1 protein-coding gene is annotated in these 433 nt (G+C 64.4%); it reads right to left on the minus strand.

Going from position 1 to position 433, the window contains the following annotated elements:
• Positions 1 to 433 (minus strand): NAD(P)/FAD-dependent oxidoreductase (locus ASE71_RS36705; protein WP_413814625.1); only part of this gene is annotated, 433 nt, incomplete at both ends.

Raw genomic sequence — 433 nt, forward strand, 5'->3', positions numbered from 1 at the left:
GTGATAGAGGAACGAGCCGCCACCGGTCTTCATGCCGAGCGGCCAGCCGAACGAGTGCTGCACCAGACCCGGACGATGGTTCTCGGGCTTGACCTGCCAGAGCTCCTTCAGGCCGATGCCGAACTTCTGAACGTCGCTGTCCCTGGAGAGATCGAACTTGGCGATCAGCTGCTTGGCGAGCGAACCGCGCACGCCCTCGCCGATCAGCGTGTATTTGCCGAGCAGCGCCATGCCGCGGGCGAAGTTCGGGCCCGGCTCGCCGTTGCGCTCGATGCCCATGTCGCCGGTGGCGACCCCGATGACGGCACCCTCGTCGTTGTAGAGCACTTCGGTGGCGGCAAAGCCCGGATAGATCTCGACGCCGAGTTCCTCCGCCTTTGTCGCCAGCCAGCGACAGACGAGCCCAAGCGATACGATGTAGTTGCCGTGATTG

It is taken from the genome of Ensifer sp. Root954, from assembly GCF_001429005.1.
In the GTDB taxonomy this organism is placed as follows: Bacteria; Pseudomonadota; Alphaproteobacteria; order Rhizobiales; family Rhizobiaceae; genus Ensifer; species Ensifer adhaerens.